Annotated in this window: 15 protein-coding genes and 1 tRNA gene; 5 read left to right on the forward strand and 11 right to left on the reverse strand. The window is 37.3% G+C overall.

What is annotated here, in order from left to right; all coding sequences use genetic code 11:
• Positions 1–148: 148 nt before the first annotated feature.
• Positions 149–1093, reverse strand: coding sequence for a glutathione synthase (gshB, locus tag ME5_RS03360; RefSeq protein WP_008038409.1), 945 nt, complete (start codon positions 1091–1093; stop codon positions 149–151).
• Positions 1094–1178: 85 nt separating this feature from the next.
• Between gshB and ME5_RS03365 the strand changes: the two genes are divergently transcribed.
• Positions 1179–1937: a molybdopterin-synthase adenylyltransferase MoeB gene (locus ME5_RS03365; RefSeq protein ID WP_008038410.1), complete on the forward strand. Its 759-nt coding sequence runs from the start codon at positions 1179–1181 to the stop codon at positions 1935–1937.
• A gap of 304 nt (positions 1938–2241) precedes the next feature.
• Here ME5_RS03365 and ME5_RS03370 read toward each other — a convergent pair whose 3' ends face one another.
• The 5 genes from ME5_RS03370 to ME5_RS03390 form a co-directional block, all read right to left on the reverse strand.
• Positions 2242–2991, reverse strand: coding sequence for an outer membrane protein (locus ME5_RS03370; RefSeq protein ID WP_008038411.1), 750 nt, complete (start codon positions 2989–2991; stop codon positions 2242–2244).
• 198 nt (positions 2992–3189) lie between these two features.
• Positions 3190–3810, reverse strand: a complete 621-nt coding sequence (locus tag ME5_RS03375) for a ribonuclease D (RefSeq protein ID WP_008038412.1) — start codon at positions 3808–3810, stop codon at positions 3190–3192.
• A complete protein-coding gene (locus ME5_RS03380; protein WP_008038413.1) occupies positions 3803–5200 on the reverse strand; it encodes a M20/M25/M40 family metallo-hydrolase in 1398 nt (465 codons plus the stop codon). Before ME5_RS03380 ends, ME5_RS03375 begins: the two co-directional genes overlap by 8 nt.
• Before the next feature lie 66 nt (positions 5201–5266).
• Entirely contained in the window at positions 5267–6142 is an 876-nt protein-coding gene (mutM, locus tag ME5_RS03385) for a bifunctional DNA-formamidopyrimidine glycosylase/DNA-(apurinic or apyrimidinic site) lyase (protein WP_008038414.1), read from the reverse strand.
• Positions 6143–6422: 280 nt separating this feature from the next.
• On the reverse strand, positions 6423–7673 hold the full coding sequence (locus ME5_RS03390) for an aminopeptidase (protein ID WP_008038415.1): 1251 nt from the start codon (positions 7671–7673) through the stop codon (positions 6423–6425).
• 298 nt (positions 7674–7971) lie between these two features.
• Here ME5_RS03390 and ME5_RS03395 point away from each other — a divergent pair, with 298 nt between their 5' ends.
• Positions 7972–8916: a 2-hydroxyacid dehydrogenase gene (locus ME5_RS03395; RefSeq protein ID WP_008038416.1), complete on the forward strand. Its 945-nt coding sequence runs from the start codon at positions 7972–7974 to the stop codon at positions 8914–8916.
• Positions 8917–9259: 343 nt separating this feature from the next.
• On the opposite strand, the gene moaA is transcribed toward ME5_RS03395, so the two are convergent.
• Positions 9260–10267, reverse strand: a complete 1008-nt coding sequence (gene moaA / locus ME5_RS03400) for a GTP 3',8-cyclase MoaA (protein ID WP_008038417.1) — start codon at positions 10265–10267, stop codon at positions 9260–9262.
• Between the two features lie 415 nt (positions 10268–10682).
• On the opposite strand from moaA, the gene ME5_RS03405 reads away from it, so the two are divergent.
• A complete protein-coding gene (locus tag ME5_RS03405; RefSeq protein ID WP_008038430.1) occupies positions 10683–11012 on the forward strand; it encodes a hypothetical protein in 330 nt (109 codons plus the stop codon).
• On the forward strand, positions 11012–11677 hold the full coding sequence (msrA, locus tag ME5_RS03410) for a peptide-methionine (S)-S-oxide reductase MsrA (protein ID WP_008038431.1): 666 nt from the start codon (positions 11012–11014) through the stop codon (positions 11675–11677). The genes ME5_RS03405 and msrA overlap by 1 nt, the downstream gene beginning before the upstream one ends.
• A gap of 138 nt (positions 11678–11815) precedes the next feature.
• Here msrA and ME5_RS03415 read toward each other — a convergent pair whose 3' ends face one another.
• The 3 genes from ME5_RS03415 to ME5_RS03425 form a co-directional block, all read right to left on the reverse strand.
• Positions 11816–12022: a SlyX family protein gene (locus ME5_RS03415; protein WP_196793524.1), complete on the reverse strand. Its 207-nt coding sequence runs from the start codon at positions 12020–12022 to the stop codon at positions 11816–11818.
• Positions 12023–12169: 147 nt separating this feature from the next.
• Positions 12170–12457, reverse strand: coding sequence for a group III truncated hemoglobin (locus ME5_RS03420; protein WP_008038433.1), 288 nt, complete (start codon positions 12455–12457; stop codon positions 12170–12172).
• A gap of 4 nt (positions 12458–12461) precedes the next feature.
• Positions 12462–13448, reverse strand: a complete 987-nt coding sequence (locus tag ME5_RS03425; RefSeq protein ID WP_008038434.1) for a hypothetical protein — start codon at positions 13446–13448, stop codon at positions 12462–12464.
• Positions 13449–13697: 249 nt separating this feature from the next.
• Here ME5_RS03425 and ME5_RS03430 point away from each other — a divergent pair.
• Positions 13698–13773, forward strand: a tRNA-Thr gene (locus ME5_RS03430).
• Between the two features lie 280 nt (positions 13774–14053).
• Here ME5_RS03430 and ME5_RS03435 read toward each other — a convergent pair.
• The gene (locus ME5_RS03435; RefSeq protein WP_008038435.1) at positions 14054–15943 is read right to left on the reverse strand and encodes a BCCT family transporter; all 1890 of its coding nucleotides are present in this window, start codon (positions 15941–15943) and stop codon (positions 14054–14056) included.
• Positions 15944–16133 lie beyond the last annotated feature (190 nt).

Below are 16133 nucleotides of genomic sequence, written 5' to 3' on the forward strand. Positions count from 1 at the left end.
CGAACTCCTTAAAATTTGAACCAATTTTTTCCCGAAACATATCCAATTTATTCAATATGTTCGTTAACTCTATTGTGAGCCTTATTCTATAGTGAGCGAATTTTATGACACTATTATTACAGTTTAAAGACAGTGACCATATAAAGGATTAACGTTTGGTTTTTTTCTTGTTTTCCACACAATCCCAAAACAAAGATGCAATATCTTCACCACCGAAACGTTTTATTTCTCTAAGCCCTGTGGGTGAAGTGACATTAATTTCTGTCATATAGTCACCAATAACATCAATACCAACCAATATAAAACCACGTTCTTTTAAAGAGGGCCCAATACGTTCACAAATCTCGCGTTCACGCATTGTTAACTCTGTTTTTTCAGCACGCCCCCCAACATGCATGTTGGATCGCGAATCGGTTTCTGCAGGAACACGATTAATAGCACCAACAGCTTCACCATCAATGAGTATGATTCTTTTATCTCCCGCCCTGACATCTTTTAAATATCTCTGAACGATAAAAGGTTCACGATACATGCTATCAAACATCTCTAACAGTGACGTTAAATTGCGATCTTCTTTGGTAAGATGAAAAACACCCGCACCTCCATTTCCATAAAGTGGCTTAATGATAATGTCTCCAAATTCTTCGCGAAATGTTTTTACTTCTTCAATATCACGCGTAATCAATGTTTCTGGCATTAAATCAGGAAATTCTGTTACAAAAATTTTTTCAGGACTGTTGCGAACCCAAGCAGGATTATTCACAACAAGTGTATCAGGATGGATGCGTTCAAGCAGATGAGTTGTTGTGATATAATTCATATCAAAAGGCGGATCTTGGCGTAATAAAACCACGTCCATAGTGGATAATATAGTCCGTATTGGAGTGCCTAAGGTAAAATGATCACCTTGTTCATCACGCACGGTTAAGGCTTCTAAGCGTGCCACAATTTGCCCATCACGCATTGATAGTCGATCAGGAGTGTAATGAAATAATTCATGACCACGTCTTTGTGCTTCAAGCGCAAGTGCAAATGTTGTATCTCCAGTGATATGAACGGAAGAAATATGATCCATTTGAATGGCGATTTTCATAATATTGCCTCTGTATTAAAAAAGATAGACTGAGCACCTATCTTATAGAATTATAAAGTTATTTAACTATGGCAAGGGATAAGTGATGATGCAAGCACAAGATGCAAATTTAACATCGGAAGAAATTGAACGTTATGCTCGTCATATAATTTTGCCTGAAATTGGTGGTTTTGGTCAACAAAAGCTAAAAGCTGCGCGTATATTGGTGATTGGCGCGGGTGGGCTTGGCGCACCTGTTTTAACGTATCTGGCAGCCGCAGGCGTTGGGAATTTAGGAATTGTTGATGATGATCACGTTTCATTATCTAATCTTCAACGACAAATTATCCATGCCACTCAAGCCGTCGGATTATCAAAAACGCAAAGTGCTGAAACAACAATCCAAGCTATTAACCCTCATGTTAACGTAGATCAATATTGTTTACGTTTGGATGAAAGCAATGCAAAAGAGATTATCACCAAATATGATATGGTTGTTGATGGCTGCGATAATTTTTCAACGCGTTATCTTTTATCCGATAGTTGTGAAGAATTAAGAAAACCGCTTATTAGCGGTGCAATGGGGCGGTTTGACGGATCGGTCAGCGTATTCATGCCTTATAAAGATAATAATCCTTCCTATCGGGATCTGTTCCCCAGCCCACCACCTAATGGCGTTATTCCAAGCTGTGCTGAAGCTGGCATAATCGGTGCATTGCCTGGTGTCATTGGATCAATACAGGCAATGGAAACGATTAAAATTATTACAAATATTGGGCAACCCTTAATTGGACGACTTTTGCTTTATAATGCGCTTTCAGCAAATTTTGATATAATAACTTATAAAAAACAACCTAGTGAATAATAGAACTACTTCTTATATAATATTGAAATAAAATTATTTATTTAAAATAAACAGTAATGTGTAAACAATATTTTTGCAGACTATAAAAAAGTCATTAAAATTTAAAAAAATAAAGAAATTCTCTACAAATTTTTAAAGTGTGTTACATAAAAACTTATTAATTTTTTATATTAAGCCTCAATGATAATAACAAAAACAATGTCTAAAGATTTTTCAATTTAAACATGCATTATCATCAATATGTTTTTTAAATACAAAAAGCCTCGTGAAGAATCACGAGGCTTTTTATTCAATGTTTTACAAATTAGAATTTGTAAGCAACACCGACGCGAACGTCATTTGTTCTGTAATCAACATTGTATTTGAAATTGTCGTTACCGAAGTCTTTGTCACCAAAGTCTGTGTAACGATATTCAGCGCGGAGAATAACATTGTCAGTCATTGCATAGTCGAAACCTGCACCAACTGTCCAACCTGTCATTGTTTTGTCGCCGCTTGCGCTGCTATAAGTACCAGCAGTTGGATTTGAGAATCTTACGTTAGAATCAACTTTTGCGTAAGCAACACCAGCTGCGAAATAAGGCAACCAACGGTCAGCTGCGTAACCGATACGTGCACGTGTTGCACCAGCCCATTTTTCTTTGATTTTACCTCTTACAGTAAATTCATCTGCAGCACCTGCATTGTATGTTTCACTGCTGCTGTCGTCCATGTCAGCCCAAACCCAATCGGTTTCAGCACCGATTACAATGTTGTTGCCCATGTCGAAGTTGTAACCAGCATAAAGACCACCCATAAATCCTGATGGATCAGGTGAGAAGTTTTTGCCAAAGCCTGTGAAAGGGGTAGGTTGTAAATCACGACCACGGATTTTTTGGTCTGTATCAGCCCAAGTGCCACCAATTTGACCACCAGCGTAGAAACCAGTCCATGAGAACATTGGAGCTACATAAACGGGTGCTGGTTCTTGAACCATGACAACGTCAGCAGCTTTTGCGCCTGAGGCAGCTGTCAAAGCAACAACTGATGCAGCGATGAGATATTTCATTTTCATTTTTAACTCCATGCGATATGTTTTGCAGTTGAGATTAATATATGTGCTTAGTTATAAAAGTCTGTAGTAAAATTGCCACACTCTCAAAAAACTGTTTTTTTTTGTTTAAAAAGGCTTGAACATTTTTTTTATAGTAAACAAAACCTTTAAAAATGCAGCAAATCAGGGATTTTTCTGCGTGCTTTTCAAAACTTTTCTTTATCTATGAGCAAAAATATCTGTCTCTGGCCATCCCAAAAGATCTAATTTTGCCCTTGTTGGCAGAAATTCAAAACATGATTTTGCCACTTTCTGTCTTTCGTCGCGAATAAGGCGCTGTTCTAAAACGTCTTTTAAACGATGAAGATAGAGAACATCTGATGCCGCATATTCAATTTGCGATGTTGACAGTGTTTCGGCTGCCCAGTCAGATGATTGCTGCTGTTTGGATATATGAATATCGAGAAGTTCGTTGCAAAGTTCCTTCAGTCCGTGACGATCTGTATAGGTTCTTGTCAGTTTTGAAGCAATTTTCGTACAAAAAACTGGTTGAGGCATGACCTCAAAGGTATGAGTAAGAACAGCAAGATCAAAGCGTCCAAAATGGAATATTTTTGTAATGGTATCATTTTTAAGCAATTGAACAAGATTAGGAGCGGTTTTTTGACCTTTTGCAATTTGAATTACATCGGCTGTGCCATCTCCAGGGGAAAGTTGAACAACGCAGAGACGGTCGCGATGAGGATGCAATCCTAATGTTTCTGTATCAATAGCGACGGCATCGCCTTGATAATGAGTAAGATCAGGTAAGTCACCTTTATGTACACGTATTTCAGCCATTCTTTTTATCTTTCTTTGCGATCGTAGAGAGGATACGCGCCCAAGAGCGTTGTCCTTTATGAAAAGATTTGAGATTATATTTTTCATTGGGTGAATGAATGCGATCATCATCAAGCCCAAAACCGACAAGCAATGATTCCATGCCAAGAAGTGTTTGAAAATCTCCTACTATTGGAATAGAGCCGCCCATAGCAGCCAATATTGCTGGTTTTTCCCACTCATCGGATAAAGCTTTTTGAGCCGCTTCAACTAAAGGCGAATCATAAGGCAATTGAATAGCAGGAGAGGCTCCATGATCGATAAATGTAACATGACAATCTTCAGGCAATTGCGCCCGCACATACTGTCGAAATGCTTCTCTAATCTTTTCTGGGTCTTGTTGGTGAACCAAGCGAAAAGAAATTTTCGCGCGCGCTTGTGATGCAATGACGGTTTTAAATCCATCACCTTCATAACCGCCACTGATGCCATTCACTTCTGCGGTAGGGCGAGCCCATGTCAATTCAAGCACGGAACGTCCTTTTTCTCCTGAAGGTTGCGACAAGCCGACTGGACCTAAAAACTCTTTAGCACCACGTCCTAATGCTTCCCATGATTCAAGAATTTGTTGCGGTGTTTCTTCAACGCCATCATAAAAATTTGGAAGAGTGATCCGTCCATCATTATCATGAAGTCCTGCAATAATTTTTGCTAATATGTGAATAGGGTTGGCCGCAGCACCACCAAAATAACCTGAGTGAAGGTCTCGATCAGCAGCTGTAATAACAATTTCTTCACCGAGTAAACCACGTAAGCCTACAGAAATTGAAGGCGTATTCGCATTCCACATTGACGTGTCGCACACGAGTGCAAAATCAGCTTTAAGCTCTTCTTTATTGGCATGCAAAAAGGGATGCAAAGAGGGTGATCCTGACTCTTCTTCTCCCTCAAATAAAATGGTAACAGCAACAGGTAGCTTACCTGTTTCTTGTTTGTAAGCACGACAGGCTTCAATAAAAGTCATTAATTGACCTTTATCATCAGAGGATCCGCGTGCAGAAATAATTTTCTCACCATTGAGATCCTTGATTTTGGGATCAAATGGATCATCATCCCATAACTCTAAGGGATCAACAGGTTGAACATCATAGTGCCCATAAAAAAGAACATGCGGTGCATTGGGGTGGGGGCCTTCATGATGAGCAACCACCATAGGGTGTCCTTTTGTATCCCTACGTGAGGCTTGAAAACCGAGTGTTTTTAGATCTGATACAAGAAGATCGGCCGCTTTTACACACTCATCTGCATAAGTTGGATCCGTCGAGATTGAAGGAATGCGTATAAGTGTAAAAAGACGCTCAAGACTGTCATCAAGATTAGAATCAATACGGGATAAAACCTTTTCAATCATTGTTACACCTAATAGATTTAAAAAAGTAAGTTTAAGCCTCTTATACCCTTTTGCAAGCAGTTCTTATTATTTTTGACAATAAGCGCAGTAAAAACTTGATCGTCCTGACTGTGTAATGCGTTGTATCGGTTTTTGGCAACGTCGGCATTTTTCGCCCATGCGGTTATAAACTGAAAAGCGATGTTGAAAATAGCCTAAGGATCCATCTGTTTGGACATAATCTTTAAGTGAAGAGCCGCCAGCAATAATGGCTTCATGAATAACATCACGAATAGATACAGCAAGAAGTGCTGCACTTGTTTGAGCTTTTTTTGAATGAAGCGCAAGTGTATATGCAGGTCTTTCAGGAGATAATCCTGCTCGCCACAAAGCTTCGCAAACATAGATATTACCGAGCCCTGCAATAAGTGATTGATCTAAGAGGGCGGCTTTAAGAGGGGCTTTTTTGTTTGCGAAAATTTTTTGAAGATAATGGCCAGAAAGCGTATTGCCTGTGGGTTCAACGCCAAGTTTTGACAATATGGGATGATCATTAAGTGTTTCTGTTTTGACAAGTTCTATAAAACCAAAACGCCGTGGATCATTGTAAATAATATGCAATGTTTGATGTTTGTTTGTGAAAACTTGCATCTCAAAATGATCATGAACGGATAATTTGCCCTTGGTAAAATAATCATCATGAAGCAGTTCGTTTTCTATACGCCAAGATCCTGACATACCTAAATGGCTTATGATTGTTTCGTGTGATGAAAGATGGATGAGCAAATATTTCGCACGACGCGTAAGAGCAATAACTTTCAGTCCGATTAAAATTTTTGAAAAATTTTCAGGAAAGGGATAGCGTAAATTTGCGCGATTTGTTTTAGCAGTTAGTATTTTTGCATCTGTGAGAACAGGCTCTAAGCCGCGTTTAACGGTCTCAACTTCAGGTAATTCAGGCATATCACAGATAATCCATTTTTGTGATTAGACATTCATCTTTTCTCAGTCATTTTCTTTGTGTTCGATAAAGATGAGGTCTTTTATGTTATAATAGAACCATTTGAGTTTCATTCAATTTTCACTAATGGATAAAAATTTTAAAAACAATCATGACAAATTTTATTGAACTTTAATAGTGAAAGCATGACAATTGGTTGATGCATGAAGTGTTATTTAATGACTCATAAAATGAACATATGCATTTGATAAAATGGTCGGGCTATATCCGACCACTTATTGTTCATTGACACCATTCGCCTTGACGAAAAACAGGAATATGCGTTCCGTCACTATGGATGCCATCAATATTTATTTCTCCAGAACCTATCATCCAATCAATGTGAATAAAACTTTTATTGCCACCTCTTCGTGCAATTTCATCTGCCGATAACGATGTACCATTTACAAAACATTTCGAATAACATTGTCCAAGGGCAATATGGCAAGCAGCATTCTCATCAAATAAAGTATTATAGAATAACAAACCACTTGTTGAAATTGGCGATGAATGGGGGACAAGTGCAACTTCACCAAGTCGACGAGCGCCTTCATCAGTGTCTAAAATTTGTTGAAGCACTTTTTCACCTTTTGATGCATGGGCTTCGATAATGCGTCCATTTTCAAATTTGACGCGTATGTCATCAATGAGCGTACCTTGATGGGACAGGGGTTTGGTTGAACTTACAAAACCTTCAACTTTATTGGCATGGGGTGTTGTGAAGACCTCTTCGGTTGGTATGTTTGGATTACAGGTAATACCATTTTTTGCTGTAGAGGCTCCGCCATGCCATTCATGCATATCAGCTAAGCCAACGATTAAATCTGTTCCTGGTCCTTTAAAATGCAATGCGCTAAAGCGATGTTCATTTAACCATTTTGAGCGTTGTTTTAAATGTGCATTATGGTTTTCCCAAGCCGTGATAGCATCATCTTTATTAACACGCGATGCAGCAAAAATAGCCTCGGCTAATTTTTGAGTGGCTTCGACAATCGGTAAATCCGGAAAAACAACAGCTGCCCAAGATGGATTGGGATATGAAACAATATTCCAATTCACATCAAATCCTGCAATTTTCTCTAAAGCAGGCTGTGAAGCCATTGAAGCGGCTTTATTTAAACGGGCAACTTTTTGTGCATCTTGATCTGCCAGAAGTAAAGGATTGTCTCCCGCAATCGCAAGTCGAGCTGCACCTTGTGAAAAAGCTTTGGCCATACCTTCATAAAGCCAATCGGCTGCTTGATCAAAGCTTTCGTCATGTCCATTTTTAAAGCGTTCAAGAGAAAGCGTTTCGTCATGGAAAAAAGGTGTTATGACTCCAGCGCCATGGCGATAAGCATGATGGGCGATACGCCGTACAAGTGGCATTGCTGCAATTGGGGCAGTAAGAACAATATCTTGACCTTTTTTTAATCCAAGACCAACTTTGATAGCAACTTCCGCAAGGCGATCTAATTTCACAGGATCGATCAAAATATGGGCATCGTGATGCATAAAATATCCTTTTAATGATTATAGTGTTTATCTTTAAGATGATAGCGCTCATAATTGGCAATGAATTTATAAAAAACGTTGTTCATTAAGTCATGACATTTAAAATGGAAATCTCCTTATCAAAAACAGTTCATAGTCTTATAATTCATCCTAGGAATAAAGGTGCGTAATTTTTTAAAGAATATCCCTTTATTTAGAAAATAAGTATGGCTACTATTATGATCAAGACGCAAGATGTAAATTGCCTATTCACTCAATCATGTTACCTTGCATCTGTATTTTGGGAGAGGAAAATTTTATGAAACCAAACATTATGGTATTGAGTCCCTTGCGTGAACATCAGATGGAACAATTAAAGCGCGATTATCACTTATTGCGTGCTGATCAAGCCGATGATTTAAATAATTTTGTCAAGCATAATGGTTCCCGTTGTCAAACTCTTATTACGAGCGGTAATATTGTTTTGGATAAAACTTTATTGGATAAAATGCCTGAGCTAGGTTTAGTTGCTTGTGTTACAGTTGGGTATGATCAAATTAATCTGGCTGATTTAAAAGCACGCAACATTTATTTATCCAATACTCCTGATGTGTTAACTGATGACGTTGCAGATGTTGCATTAATGTTAATGCTTTCGGCAAGGCGGAATTTAATTTCAGGCGATCGTTATGTGCGCTCTGGCGATTGGGAGATAAAAGGACCTATGCCATTAACTGATACAACTGCGAAAAAACGCGCTGGTATTATGGGCTTAGGGCGTATTGGAAAGGCTATTGCTAAGCGGTATGAAAGTTGTGGTTTAGAAATTGGATATTACGGACGCAAACAAAAAAATGATGTCTCTTATCAGTTTTTTTCTTCTTTAGAAAATATGGCCAAATGGGCTGATATTTTGGTTGTCGCTGTTACAGGAGGGAAAGAAACAGAAAAACTTGTTTCTAGTAAAGTGATTAAGGCGCTTGGAAAACATGGATCTCTTATCAACATCGCCCGCGGCAGTGTAATTGATGAAAATGCCTTAATTGAAGCTTTGCAAAAAAAACAGATTGCTCATGCAGGTCTCGATGTTTTTTTAAATGAACCACACATAAATAAAGCATTTAGAGATTTAGATAATGTTGTTCTTTATCCTCACCATGCTAGTGGCACGGTTTCCACACGGGATAAAATGTCACAATTGGTGTTTGATAATATTGAAGCATTTTACGCTAACAAACCTTTGTTGAGTGCAGTAAATTTATAAGCTTTCACAGATCTTAATCTCATTTAATTTTAGTTAGTTCTTTGTAAAATAATTGACAGCACAATTAAAATAAAGTCTTTTTGTTTTAACATATGCATATTGAGATGAGGTTATTTCTTTTCTTCCTGATCTTATCACTTTGGAATAAGAAAGCTGCATCGTTTATCATTAAAGTAATAATCTCTATTATCACGCTACAATGCTAAGATACGACTATGTTAAAAGAATTTAGATCGTCTTAAGTAAGGATGATTTTTTAGTCCAATCACTCTTTAGTCCCTATGATATAAGGTTTAAGAGTTGATGTGCTGATGATAGCAAGTATCACCACTTTTTTTATTTTTTAGCCACCTAAATGTGACATGTGGCGACGAAGTCCGCATGTTTTATTTTCTTTAATAAGAAAATCATGTCCTTTTGGTTTGTATTCAATTGCTTGATAAATTTTAGCCATAAGCTGTTCGTCACTTTCGCTCAGACGCATAGCTTCTCTTAATTCTACCATGCCTGTTTGTCCCATGCAGGGAAAAAGCTCTCCTTTCGAGCTGATGCGAATACGATTGCAAGAAGCACAAAAATCGCATGATAGTGGTGTTATAAAGCCAAGACGGCCTCCTGTTTCTGCGACTTTAACGTAACGCGCAGGTCCACCTGATGAATGTGCATCTGGGATAAGAGTCCATCTTTGTGACAAATCATTGCGTATTGATTGAAGTGAAATATGAGTTTGAAATCGGTCATGACCCGTTTCTCCCATAGGCATTTCTTCAATTAAAGTTAGATCCATGCCGCGTTTATGCGTAAAGCGGATCATATCGTCAACTTCATTTAAAAAGGCACCGCGCATCGCAACAGCATTGATTTTAATTTTTAATCCCGTGTCTTGTGCCGCATCAAGCCCTTCAAAAACATGGTTTATATTGCCGCGACGGGTTATGTTTTTGTATCGCTCTGGATCGAGTGTATCAAGGGAAACATTGATCCGCCTCACTCCGTTTTCATATAACGCTTTTGCATAACGTGATAAAAGTGTTCCATTGGTTGTTAGTGTCACTTCATCAAGCTCGACACCAATGTGCTGGCTTAACATTTCAAATAAGGAGATAACATTACGTCTGACTAATGGTTCGCCTCCAGTCACACGAATTTTCTTAATGCCCATATCAATCAGTTTGGAACTAACACGATAAAGCTCCTCAATGGTCAAAAGATCTTTTTTAGGCAAAAACACCATATCTTCTGACATGCAATACACACACCGTAAATCGCATCGATCTGTCACAGAAAGACGTAAATATGTGACCTTTCTTCCAAAAGGATCAACCAATTTTGAATTCGATTTTGTTTGCACGTTTTTTCTTTCAAGTCGATAGGCGTATGATTGGTTCTTCTATTTATATATTGCTGTTTTATTCAAGAACCAAGAGGGAAAAGATAATTGTCTCTTCAAAAATCAAGACAACTTAAAGCGAATACCGTTTGTATAATAGACATGTTATTTACTTTTATGAAGAAAAAAATTAGAAAAATTAATTTTTAGTCGCTTCGTTGACCACAAAGTTTTACTCTGTAAAATATATGATAAAAAACGCAAAATGAACTGACGGATTTTTAGTGGGTTCATAATATTTCGATATTTATTATAAAAAGTATTAAAAGTGCGGCTTTTTTGCATTTCAATGTTTTGACATATTGTATTTTTTTTAATTGCAACAATATAAGAGCTTAAGCGTTATACGTAAGCATAAGATAAAAGATAATTTCATATGTTTCGGGGAATTGCCAAATTTGTGTCTGTTTTATTTTTATTGGCGTTATTGACAATAGCTATAATTGATAGTGCACGCAGTATTGGCCAATCAGATATTATCTTAACACCATTTTATACCTTATTGGAAAGCATAGTCCAATTTGAACTAAATAACATTAAAGATGGGGTGGAAATGACGTTTTCTTCCTATCTTTCATATTCGGTAGTCTTTTTTATAAAACTACCTGCGGTTGTTATTTTGGGCTTATTGTCTCTTTTATTTTTTGTGATTGGGTATAAGCAGAACCAAAGCTTGAGTGAATCAAGCGATTTAAGGAAAATATAATGTATACATTATCCTCTTTATTTGAAAAAACTATGATGCCCTCGCAAGACACAGCTTTGCCAGGTCGTTCAACACCTATTCAAACTGCACAAACGCATTTTGTGAACGGTCGTAAGCTTAAAGGACCGTATCCTGAAGGACTTCGCCACATCGTAGTGGCAATGGGTTGTTTTTGGGGTGTTGAACGGTTGTTTTGGAATCTAGATGGTGTCTATGTGACTGCAGTAGGTTATATTGGAGGCTTTACGCCTAATCCGACTTATGAAGAAGTGTGCACTGGTAAAACAGGCCATACAGAAGGGGCTTTAATTGTTTATGATCCAAAAAAAATAAATTTGCAGGATTTGCTTGCTATTTTTTGGGAAGAACATAACCCCACACAAGGTATGCGTCAGGGAAATGATGTCGGAAATAATTATCGTTCAGCGCTTTATTTAAGTCGTGAAGAAGATTTTAAACAAGCGGTGGAAAGTAAAGAACTGTTTCAAAAAGCGCTTGATGCACGTGGATTAGGAAAAATCACGACTGAGATTGAAATGGAAACACCTTTTTATTTTGCAGAAGATTATCATCAGCAATATTTGGCAAAAAATCCAAATGGATATTGTGGATTAAAAGGTACGGGTGTGTCATGCCCAATTCCTTTACGTGAGGTTGTAAAATAATTTAAGATGATTTTATTGAAAAACATACCATGACGCAATTGTTATTCAATAAATAGACGTATCGAAATGGTGTGTTCGTTTTTATATATCATGCGATATAGATCAAACTTATGAAGACATAAAATTTAAGAGGCCGCCCTAATAATGGGGCGGCTTTGTTATAGGGATATCGGGGGGAATTTGCTCTTCTAAATGAACAAAACGTTTGGTTAATAACGTCAATTGATGTTCAATACGCTCTATTGTTTTCCATTGTTGAGCCAAAACGGATGATAATTCATCAATTGTTTTTTCTTGCTCTGAAACTTTTATTTCAAGTTCAACAAGCCGTTCATTATTAACCATATTGTACATCATTATTATCTCGAATATAACGCTCACCTGTTTTCAACATAACATTATGTTGATTAGCAACACCTAATTCCAAGCTATAGGTCATTTGGGTAGCTTTTTTAATAAATAATTCTGCATCTTCTGGAATACAGATATCTTCTACTGTGTTTTTAATACTGTGTTTTTAAAAATTTCAAGCCAACGATCAAAATGATACGCATCAATTGGCAATACACCATGTTTTGGCATTGGGCGGCCATCATAACGTCGACTAAGTAAAATTACAGAAGACCAAAACGCAAGCATTCGTTGTAAATGGGGTTCCCAATCATGAATACGCTCTTCAAAAATTAGACCAATAAGCGTGTCATGTTGAATGCGACCATAAAAACTTTGAGCACCATTCTCAATAACGTCATCATCAATTGCGATTGCTTCTAGTGTCAAGATCTTAATTACTCGCTTTCATACCTATATTATAAATATTTATCGCATGACCTTCACCGAGTAAGTCACTTGTGAGATAAAGTTTACCAGCACCTTTACTATTTTGCGGTATAGAAACCTGAAACAGAATATTTTCACGATTAGAAAGAATTTCAAAGCGCCGTCTGCCACATTCACTGCCAGTACCAAAATCACATGTAATGCTTAACTGGCTGGATTGGGTTCCATCACTTTGTGCATCAATTTCAAACATAATGCTTTGACCACGCAGCTTATTAAGAACACCCTCACCAATCGAAATAATTGCAGCATCATCTGCATTGTTGGCAAAAATATGCATATAAGGCTCTCCGGCATTCATTCTTATGTCAACAGAAGCGGCACCGCGTGTTGCTACAGAAGAGGCATCATTAGGATGAAAAATTCGAATCCAGCTTGTATCTTGCTCTTGGTTGTTTTTTTTGTCATCAACAGCTTGATAGTGTGAAGAAGAGGATGATGCTCTTGGTGTTTCAATTATATGCTCAGAAGGTTTTTGAGAAGAAAAACTTAAAATCAGCGACCAAATGATAAAGATGACAATTAAAAATCCGATAAATCCTAATCCTAAAATTATAAGGATTTTGCTTCTTTTTTTGTGAATTTGCTCTCTAACTCTTGATGATGGATTATTGGAAACACCGTCAACTTCAATTTCAATTTGATCTTCAGGGCCTAAGGCATGCAGTGTATTATTTTGTGACTGCGCAGGATCAGAGTGTGAGTGATTGAAAGAGGCTTCTTGCGATAGATATTCATTTTCAATCAATCGAATAACGCGCATTAGTTCATCACGGCGGCGCTCGCGATTTATATCATCTAAGGCTGTATTAGAAATTAAAGCTCGTTCGTGCGCATTCCAAGCTGATTCATAGACACGACGACGATCAGCTTGGTTGAAAGCATCAACATTTAACAATGCATTGCGTATGGCTTGCTCAGCATTGGTCAAGAAGTACCTCCTCAAGAGTCATAATTATATCTCCCACAATAGGCATTTGAAAAACAGATAGCAATGGTTTTATGTTTATGAAACGATAAAACAGCTTTTATTCATTTTTATAATGTTTAAAAAAAGAAAAAAGCGACAATAGATTTTAATTGATGTCTTGCATGAATCACTTCTTTTGTCTATCACGCCAATAAAATCTTATAGTTAAGATGCCTTTCTTATAGTTAAGATGCCTTAATGAAGATTTGTGCCGCATTAGCTCAGTTGGTAGAGCACATCATTCGTAATGATGGGGTCGTTGGTTCGATTCCGACATGCGGCACCATAAAAATTTAATAAAAAAATAAGCTATATATCATCATATATATGTTATAAAGTTGTCTTTAGGTTTACTGAACTTATGCCAACTTCATGATATTTTATGACGTTTGCGTTTACGGCATTCTTAAACCTGTTTCAATTTTGTAAAAAATGTAAACATGATATAAAAAATGAGCTTTTAGAATTTGTTGTTCTGATAATTAATCTAATGTGTAAAAAGCGCGTTGTAATTTATACAACGCGCTTTCTCTTCTTTTTAAGAGTTTTATCATTTTTAATATTTTTTAAGTGTCATCATTTTCATTTTTTTCACGCGTTAGTCGTGTAAATTCCATGCGTGCTTGCTGTGCAGCTTTTGATGCGGTTTCTTTTGTCGTTCGTGCTTCTTTAAGAGCATCCGTTGCTCTTTTTTGTTCTTCTAAAAGCTCGTCTGGTATTTTATGTTCTGCAACATCTGCATCCCATTGTAGAGCAAGTGAGCGAATTTTTTTTCGTACTGCAAATAAATCATTATTAGCAAGACGTTCATTTTCAGAAGCCTCTTGTGCTTCATCACGCAGTTGTTCAAATTTTGCCAGAGCAATACCTTCTGTTGACCATGGATCAATTTCATCGGTCTCAGTAATATTAATGACAGGATCGCTATATTCTTCTTGATTGCGTAAGTCGAAATTTGCAGCCTTAACAATTGAAACCATTTGCAGTGCAACAATAAAGAGCAAAGGTAAACCACCAACGATGGCAGCCGTTTGCAACGTAGAAAGTCCACCCATAAAAAGAAGTGTTGTTGGTAAAAACGACAGTGCAAATGCCCAAAATAAACGGTTCCACCGCATAGGTTCTTTATTGATTTTTTTTTGCACAACAGCAGCCAAAATATACGAGATAGAGTCAAATGTTGTTGCTGTAAAAATCACACATAAAATGGTAAAGACCAAGATAGCGAGATAGCTAAATGGTAATTGTCCTAATGTGGCATAAATTGCTGAAGTTGGTCCTTGATCTTTTAAGATTTGAATAACATCAAGTGCTCCACTTAACTGAAGTGACAGGCTGTAATTTCCTAAAACAATAAAGAATAAAAAACATCCCAGAGAACCAAAAAAGAGAGAGCCAGCAACCATTTGTTTCATTGTACGACCGCGAGAAATACGCGCAATGAAAAGCCCCATACTTGGTGCAAAAACCAACCACCATGCCCAATAGAAGATCGTCCAATCTTGTGGGAAATGGGTATCATCAAAATCACTTAAACCACCAAAGGGTTCAGTCCATGTTGCCATGCGGAAAAAGTTGGTCAACATACGTCCGATTGCATCAAGACCCGTGTTAAGAAGAAAAACAGTGGGTCCGACTATGAGGACAAAAGCTAAAAATCCCATTGCACCCCAAAAGTTAATATTGGAAAAAAATTTTATCCCTTTTTCCATTCCCGCATAAGAGGAATAGGCAAAAATACAGGTACAAATAAGAAGAACGCCCAATTGCGCTAATAATGTCGTTGGAAATCCAAAAAGAACATGAAGTCCTTCTGTGATGAGAGGTGCAGAAATACCAAGCGTGGTTGCACCCCCACCAAGCATACCAAAAACGAACATAACGTCGATCAATTTACCTGTGAGGCCTTTACTTTTTTTTTCACCAATAACAGGCATCAATGAAACTGAAACTTTTAAAACTTCTTTTTTGCGAACATAATAAAAATAAGCAATTGGTAAGGCTGGTACAAGATAAATAGACCAAGCAATAAAACCCCAGTGGAAAAGACCATAAGTTGTTGCCCAACGCACTGCTTCATGACTTTCTGGAATGGCATTAAATGGCGGTTGAATATAATAATAGGCCCATTCAATTGTTCCCCAATAAAGAATAGATGCACCAATGCCACCACAAAAGAGCATGGCGCCCCATGATAAGGTGCCAAATTCCACGTCTTCATCGGGCTCACCTAGTTTTATTTGTCCGATATCAGAAAAAATGATATATATCATAAAACAAAAAGCGGCTAATCCGAGAGCCAAATAAATAAAACCGAATTCATCGGTTAAGATTGCTTTTGCTTGATTAATCCATTGTTCACCTGCTTCAGGATAGAAAATGAGCGGCATTGTTACCAAAAGTAACAGCGCTACTGACCCCCAAAATGTTATTTTGTCTATCAAATGAAATTTCACACTGACCACCTTATGTTAATGTCTATTTATTTTGAATGCGATGAAGAGGACTTAACAAATCCCTCGTTAAAAAGAGGCTATTGTTTCATAGATTAGTGACAAAAAGCAAATTAACCATGAATGAACTTATAAAACCTAAGATTTTTTTGGGTTTTTAAATCCTTTTACAAGTGGATTATCTTTTCTACAT

The organism is Bartonella tamiae Th239 (assembly GCF_000278275.1).
Taxonomy (GTDB): Bacteria; Pseudomonadota; Alphaproteobacteria; order Rhizobiales; family Rhizobiaceae; genus Bartonella; species Bartonella tamiae.

Excerpts from the sequence above, each read along its gene's own strand:
- gshB (WP_008038409.1), bottom strand. The coding sequence starts at position 1,093 with ATGAAAATCGCCATTCAAATGGATCATATTTCTTCCGTTCATATCACT.
- ME5_RS03365 (WP_008038410.1), top strand. The coding sequence starts at position 1,179 with ATGATGCAAGCACAAGATGCAAATTTAACATCGGAAGAAATTGAACGT.
- ME5_RS03370 (WP_008038411.1), bottom strand. The coding sequence starts at position 2,991 with ATGAAAATGAAATATCTCATCGCTGCATCAGTTGTTGCTTTGACAGCT.
- ME5_RS03375 (WP_008038412.1), bottom strand. The coding sequence starts at position 3,810 with ATGGCTGAAATACGTGTACATAAAGGTGACTTACCTGATCTTACTCAT.
- ME5_RS03380 (WP_008038413.1), bottom strand. The coding sequence starts at position 5,200 with ATGATTGAAAAGGTTTTATCCCGTATTGATTCTAATCTTGATGACAGT.
- mutM (WP_008038414.1), bottom strand. The coding sequence starts at position 6,142 with ATGCCTGAATTACCTGAAGTTGAGACCGTTAAACGCGGCTTAGAGCCT.
- ME5_RS03390 (WP_008038415.1), bottom strand. The coding sequence starts at position 7,673 with ATGCATCACGATGCCCATATTTTGATCGATCCTGTGAAATTAGATCGC.
- ME5_RS03395 (WP_008038416.1), top strand. The coding sequence starts at position 7,972 with ATGAAACCAAACATTATGGTATTGAGTCCCTTGCGTGAACATCAGATG.
- ME5_RS03405 (WP_008038430.1), top strand. The coding sequence starts at position 10,683 with ATGTTTCGGGGAATTGCCAAATTTGTGTCTGTTTTATTTTTATTGGCG.
- msrA (WP_008038431.1), top strand. The coding sequence starts at position 11,012 with ATGTATACATTATCCTCTTTATTTGAAAAAACTATGATGCCCTCGCAA.
- ME5_RS03415 (WP_196793524.1), bottom strand. The coding sequence starts at position 12,022 with ATGGTTAATAATGAACGGCTTGTTGAACTTGAAATAAAAGTTTCAGAG.